This window comes from uncultured Veillonella sp. (genome assembly GCF_937981445.1).
Taxonomy (GTDB): domain Bacteria; phylum Bacillota; class Negativicutes; order Veillonellales; family Veillonellaceae; genus Veillonella_A.
The window spans coordinates 63,615-69,860 of record NZ_CALJON010000040.1 but is presented as its reverse complement, the minus strand read 5'-3'; the positions used below and the strand labels follow the sequence as shown (position 1 = coordinate 69,860).

At 41.2% G+C, this 6,246-nt stretch carries 4 protein-coding genes; all 4 read left to right on the top strand.

Going from position 1 to position 6,246, the window contains the following annotated elements; all coding sequences use genetic code 11:
- The first annotated feature begins 285 nt into the window (after nt 1–285).
- The 4 genes from brnQ (at nt 286) to ilvD (ending at nt 6,058) form a co-directional block, all read left to right on the top strand.
- Nucleotides 286–1,635: a branched-chain amino acid transport system II carrier protein gene (gene brnQ, locus Q0376_RS06575; protein WP_298705487.1), complete on the top strand. Its 1,350-nt coding sequence runs from the start codon at nt 286–288 to the stop codon at nt 1,633–1,635.
- A gap of 315 nt (nt 1,636–1,950) precedes the next feature.
- Nucleotides 1,951–3,354, top strand: a complete 1,404-nt coding sequence (locus tag Q0376_RS06570; RefSeq protein WP_298705484.1) for an amino acid permease — start codon at nt 1,951–1,953, stop codon at nt 3,352–3,354.
- 474 nt (nt 3,355–3,828) lie between these two features.
- Nucleotides 3,829–3,975, top strand: coding sequence for a hypothetical protein (locus Q0376_RS06565; RefSeq protein WP_298705482.1), 147 nt, complete (start codon nt 3,829–3,831; stop codon nt 3,973–3,975).
- Nucleotides 3,976–4,390: 415 nt separating this feature from the next.
- Complete coding sequence (ilvD, locus tag Q0376_RS06560; protein WP_298705479.1) at nt 4,391–6,058, top strand: dihydroxy-acid dehydratase; 1,668 nt, start codon at nt 4,391–4,393, stop codon at nt 6,056–6,058.
- The last annotated feature ends 188 nt before the right edge of the window (nt 6,059–6,246 follow it).

Genomic DNA, 6,246 nt, shown 5'->3' with positions numbered 1-6,246 from the left:
TGATGTAAAGGTAAGTATTATTTCTTGCGAAACAGAGGGCTTATTATAAGGCATAGAAATGATATGTCTTATCATAAACATAAGAGGGCGTTATCTTAATATAAATATAAGAGGGACATCTTTAGCATAGGCATAGAAAAGGCATCTCTTAGTATAGGGCACATATAGGTGGAAGAATAAGTTCCCTAAAATTCTAATTTTAAAGGGAATAAATAAAAATACAATTGTCCATTCTGTAAAACTGTTGTATAATAGAACCTAAAATTAGAAAAAGGAGAGATTTTTATGGACAATCAAACTAATTTAAACAACCGAGCCTATATTGCTATAGGGCTCATGTTATTTGCTCTATTCTTTGGAGCTGGTAACTTAATTTTCCCAGCAGCTTTGGGGCAGCAGGCAGGGGAAAATGTGTGGTGGGCTATTTTAGGCTTCATCATTACTGGTGTAGGTTTGCCATTACTAGGGGTTATGGCAATGGGCTACTCTGGTTCAAAAGACGTACAAGCCCTAGCTAGTCGCGTTCATCCTGTGTACGGATTTATTTATACTGTACTTTTATATCTTGCTATAGGGCCAGCCTTTGCAATCCCTCGTACAGGCACAGTATCTTACGAAATTGCTGTAAAGCCTTTCTTGGCTAATGGTGGCTCCGATGTAATGCAAGGCATTGTATTAGCTATTTTCTTTGGGGTTACTTTGTGGTTGGCTATTAACCCTGCTAAATTGGTAGACCGCATTGGTAAAGTATTAACACCGCTACTTTTATTGACTATTTGTATTTTAATTGCCAAATCCTTGATTACACCAATGGGTGACTATATGGCGCCAATGGAGCAATATGCTACACCTAGTACAGCTGTACTTCAAGGTTTCTTAGATGGTTATAACACACTTGATGCATTGGCCTCTTTAGTATTTGCTATTTTGGTGATTCAGTTTGTTACCTTATCTGGTGCTAAAACAAAAGAGCAGATTACATCTGCTACTTTCAAAGCTGGTATTATTGCCGTAGCTTGCTTAGGTTTTGTATATGTATTCATTGCAAATCTAGGGGCCACTAGTGTAGAACAATTGGGTGTATTAGATACTGGTGCACCAGTTCTTGCTGGCAGTGCGCGTATTTTAATCGGTAATGTAGGGGCCATTGTATTGGCTATTATCGTACTACTTGCTTGCTTGACAACGAGTATTGGTCTTGTAACATCTTGTGCTACTTATTTTAATCGCGTGTACTCTGGTTTGGGATATAAAACATATGCGGTACTATTCTCTGTAGTCTCTTTCTTCATCGGCATGTTCGGCTTAAAGACTATCATTGTGTCTACGATTCCAGTGTTAATGTTCTTGTATCCATTGACTATTGTAATCATTGCACTTGCATTCTTAGATCGCTTGTTTGATGGTCGTCAATGTGTGTATGCGTGGAGCATCGGCTTGACTCTTATTGCCGCTTTTGTTAGTGGTGCTGAAACAGCTGGTGTTAGTCTTGGCGCATTTGGCGAAGCCTTTGCTCAATATGTACCATTCCATGCTGTAGGCATGAGTTGGGTACCATTTGCTGTAGTGGGCTTTGTTGTAGGTCTTATTAATAAAGCATTAGTAAAGAAAGCTGCTGTTGTAGAGCTTAATTAAGCTTGCTAGGAGCAGTTGCTACATGTATTTAGTATGGGAAGATACCTATTTGAGAAAGGTATTACGCATGTCTTGGGGGACAGGCGCATACTAGGAATATAAAATAAAATCGAGAGGCTGTAATGTTACGTATGGTGGCTGTGTGACGATTTGCTGTGGGACTTGATGGTCTAATATAGCAAACAAGGCTAGCGCCGTATGTTGTTACAGTCTCTTTTTTATGGCGTATATAAACAAGTAGCTAATAAGTTCTAGGCGTAATCCGTACTTATGTGTATAATAAGAAAGGTAGTTATGTAGCATAGGAGGATTATTGTGACTTGGTTTCGTAGGAAGCCATTGGCTGATTTAACGGCCGTGGCGGAGGAGAAAAAACTAACCCGTGCCCTCAGCGCTTTTGATGTAACCTTATTAGGTTTAGGCGTAATTATTGGGACGGGCATTTTTGTGTTAACAGGGATTGGTGCAGCTGATTATGCTGGGCCAGGCCTTATGCTTTCCTTTGTGTTGGCAGCGATTACTTGTGCCTTTGTATGCTTAGCTTATGCAGAGCTCGTATCCATGCTGCCGGTATCAGGAAGTGCATATACTTATACATATGCGTCCTTAGGCGAATTCTTCGGCTGGTGGGTCGGCTGGGGATTAGTATTGGAATATTCCGTTGGTGCCAGTGCCGTAGCTGGCGGCTGGTCGGCTTATTTAGTGGGCATTCTACATGCTGCCGGTATTGATTTACCTAGAGAGCTAACGGCGGTGCCTCATGATGGAGGCATTGTAAATTTACCAGCTGTTATTGTCGTTATGTTTGCTACCTTATTGCTTGTGTTGGGGATTCGTGAAAGTGCTAGAGTGAATCGCGTGTTGGTTTTGATAAAAATCGCCACGATTTTCTTGTTTATTTTCTTAGCGGCGCCTCATGTAGATCCAGCTAATTGGGAGCCTTTCCTACCTTATGGTTGGCAAGGTGTAACAGCGGGAACGGCTATACTCTTCTTTGCTTATTTAGGTGTAGATGCGTTAGCTACAGCAGCGGAAGAAACTAAAAATCCTAAAGTCGATATGCCAGTTGGCATTATTGCGTCATTAGTTATTTGTACGATTTTGTATATTGCCGTCAGTGCCGTTATGACCGGTGTTGTACCGTACCCACAATTAGATACGGCAGCACCAGCTACCTATGTACTTGAATATGTGGGCTCTCGTGCAGGTTCTGCCATTGTAGGAACGGGGGCGCTTTGTGGGTTGTCCACCGTATTGTTGGTTATGATTTATGCACAAACTAGAGCCTTTTTTGCCATGAGTCGGGATGGATTAATTCCTAAGGGGCTCTGTAAAATTCATCCTAAATATCATACGCCTCACATTATCACGCTGGTTGTAGGTACGGTGGTGGCACTTATTTCAGGATTTACACCGATTCATATTGTGGCTGAAATGTGCTCGGCCGGTACGCTCTTTGCGTTTATGTGTGCTTCTTTAGGTATTATGGTACTTCGCCGTGTATATCCTGATGTGAAGCGCGATTTCCGTTGCCCTTCTGTATATATTGTGGCGCCGTTAGCGATTTTATTCTGCGGTTTCGTATTTTCCCAATTATCTGCTCATACTATTGAGCTCTTTACTGCGTGGAGTTTGTTAGGGGCTCTTATCTATGTGTTTTACAGTCGTAAGCACAGTGTATTAGCCAAAGAACTTAGGGGAGAACAGGTGAATTCGTAAGAGGTATTATGTAGGACATACCATGTAGGATGTGCTATGTAGGACGTGACCTGTAGGAACATCATTACGGATATCATTATGAAGGTCCTCAAATTAAGTTAATAGGATGGTATTTTAGGTTACCAGTTGTTAATTCATATTATAAAGACACTAACTTTGTTAAATTGTTATGATTAATGAAGTTAGTGTCTTTTTTTAAGAAAATCAAAAAAAATTGTAAAAAAGTGTTGCATTTTTCTCATAAGAGTGCTAATATAATGGACATGGATACACTTGCAGTGGAACAATTCATTTAGAGTGAACAGTAGTTTTCTCGGTAAAGAATTTTTGGCGATGTAAATCCTAGTATGATGATTCATACGCAATTAAGAAGCGATTTACATATATGGTGATGTACTCATTCGAAATTGCGTTGGGTTGATTAAATTAAGTATAATCCGTCGTAGTATAAAGTAGAGGAAAGGAGAAGAAGTCATGTTAACAGTTGTTTTAGTCATTATTAGCTTGCTGGTGATTATTGACATTATTGCCATTAGAAATGAACAAAACTTAACAGGCTTCGTCTTGAAGGTTTTAAAGAATCATTTCCCTATACTCCCGATGCAACATGCATTGGCTTAGCAAGTTAATAGTGAGTATAGGCGTGCTGTAGTATGATTTTTTAAACACATCCTCATATTGTTATAACGACTTTTAAGACGATTCCTAGGAATCGTCTTTTTTTATTAATCAAAGGAGCTAAAAAAGAGTTTACGGAGATAGGCATTTCAGCTGGCTTTGAAGAGGTGAGAGACTTCAAAGCGAGGAAATTGAGAAAGAAGAGAGAGGCTTTGAAGAGGTGAGAGACTTCAAAGTAAGGAAATTGAGAAAGAAGAGAGAGGCTTTGAAGAAGTGAGAGACTTCAAGGCGAGGAAATTGAGAAAGAAGAGAGAGAGGCTTTGAAGAGGTGAGAGACTTCAAGGCAAGGGAATTGAGAAAGATGAGTAAGACGCTAGTTGGCAAGCGTCAAGATTAATTCGATAAAGGAGAGAGACTAATGAAACGGAGCGATAATTTTTCAAAAGGGGTGGCGAGAGCGCCACATAGATCATTACTCAAGGCACTAGGATTTGTTAATGAAGAAATCGGTAAGCCTGTCATCGGCATTGCCAATTCGTTTAATGAAATCATTCCTGGTCATATGCACTTACGCAATCTAGTGCAAGCCGTTAAGGATGGGATTCGTGAAGCCGGTGGCATTCCAATGGAGTTTAACACGATTGGAATTTGCGATGGTACGGCTATGAATCACATTGGCATGAAGTATTCCTTAGTAACACGTCAAATCGTGGCTGACTCCATAGAAGCAACTGCTATGGCAACACCATTTGATGGACTCGTCTTCATTCCTAATTGTGATAAAATCGTGCCAGGTATGCTCATGGCGGCAGCTCGACTCAATATACCTTCCATTTTTGTTAGCGGTGGTGCTATGTTAGCCGGTACCTATAAGGGCAAAAAAATTGGACTTAGCGATGTATTTGAAGCGGTTGGCAAAGTTGAAGCCGGGCTCATGACTGAGGAAGAATTAGCTGAAGTAGAAGATGTGGCTTGTCCAACTTGTGGCTCCTGCTCTGGCATGTATACAGCCAATACGATGAATTGCTTGACGGAAGCTTTGGGAATGGCCCTACCTGGTAATGGTACCATTCCTGCTGTATATGCAGAACGAACACGTTTAGCTAAACGGGCAGGGATGCAGATTATGGAGGTTCTTAAAGCTGATGTAAGACCTTGTCAAATCATGACTCGCGAAGCCTTTGAAAATGCTGTAGCTGTAGATATGGCTCTTGGCGGTTCCTCTAATACAGCGCTTCACTTACCTGCTGTGGCACATGAAGCAGGGGTAGAGCTTACCTTAGATGATTTCAATGCTATCGCAGAAGTAACACCACAACTAGCTAAACTATCTCCATCGGGGTCATATTTTATTGAAGACTTATATGCAGCAGGGGGCATTTCCGCGGTACTTCATCGTTTGGCTATGAATAATAGACTTCATGAAGAGGCACAAACGGTAGCGCTTGTAGCACAAGGTGATATTGCTAAGGCCGCGAAGGTACTTGATGAAAATGTAATTCATCGGTGGGATGATCCCGTATATAGTACTGGCGGGATTGCCGTATTAAAAGGTAATTTAGCACCTGATGGCTCGGTTGTAAAAGCCGGTGCCGTGGACCCAGAAATGCTAGTTCATAGTGGACCGGCGCGAGTATTCAATAATGAAGAAGACGCTGTAGCCGCTATTATGGGTGGTAAGATTGTAGCTGGTGATGTAGTGGTAATTCGGTATGAAGGTCCTAAAGGCGGGCCAGGAATGCGTGAAATGTTAACCCCTACATCTACGATTACAGGTATGGGATTAGGTAAAGATGTAGCTTTAATTACAGATGGTCGTTTCTCAGGGGCGACTCGAGGCGCATCGATTGGTCATGTATCACCTGAAGCCGCTTCTGGCGGAACCATTGGTATCGTTGAAGAAGGGGATATCATTGATATTGATATTCCTAATAGAAAATTAGAAGTGCGTCTTAGCTCTGAGGAAATTGCTCGTCGTAAAGCTCAATTAAAACCGTATAAGCCACAAGTTACAGGCTATTTGAAGAAATATGCAGCTCATGTATCTTCAGCTGCACAAGGGGCTATTGAAATATATGAAGATTAAGAGCTGCAATCATAGACCTTAGTAGTGGAGGCTGTAAACATTACTAGTTGAGAATATGAATATTGGTGGCTAAGGATATGAATATCAATAGTTGAAAGCGTGGATTTTACTAGTTAACGGAGTTAAAAAATACCGCGTAGCGCGAGACGTGCAGAGAGAAGAGGGCAGCCCAAATAGAGAAGCGCGAA

Excerpts from the sequence above, each read along its gene's own strand:
- brnQ (WP_298705487.1), top strand. The coding sequence starts at position 286 with ATGGACAATCAAACTAATTTAAACAACCGAGCCTATATTGCTATAGGG.
- Q0376_RS06565 (WP_298705482.1), top strand. The coding sequence starts at position 3,829 with ATGTTAACAGTTGTTTTAGTCATTATTAGCTTGCTGGTGATTATTGAC.
- ilvD (WP_298705479.1), top strand. The coding sequence starts at position 4,391 with ATGAAACGGAGCGATAATTTTTCAAAAGGGGTGGCGAGAGCGCCACAT.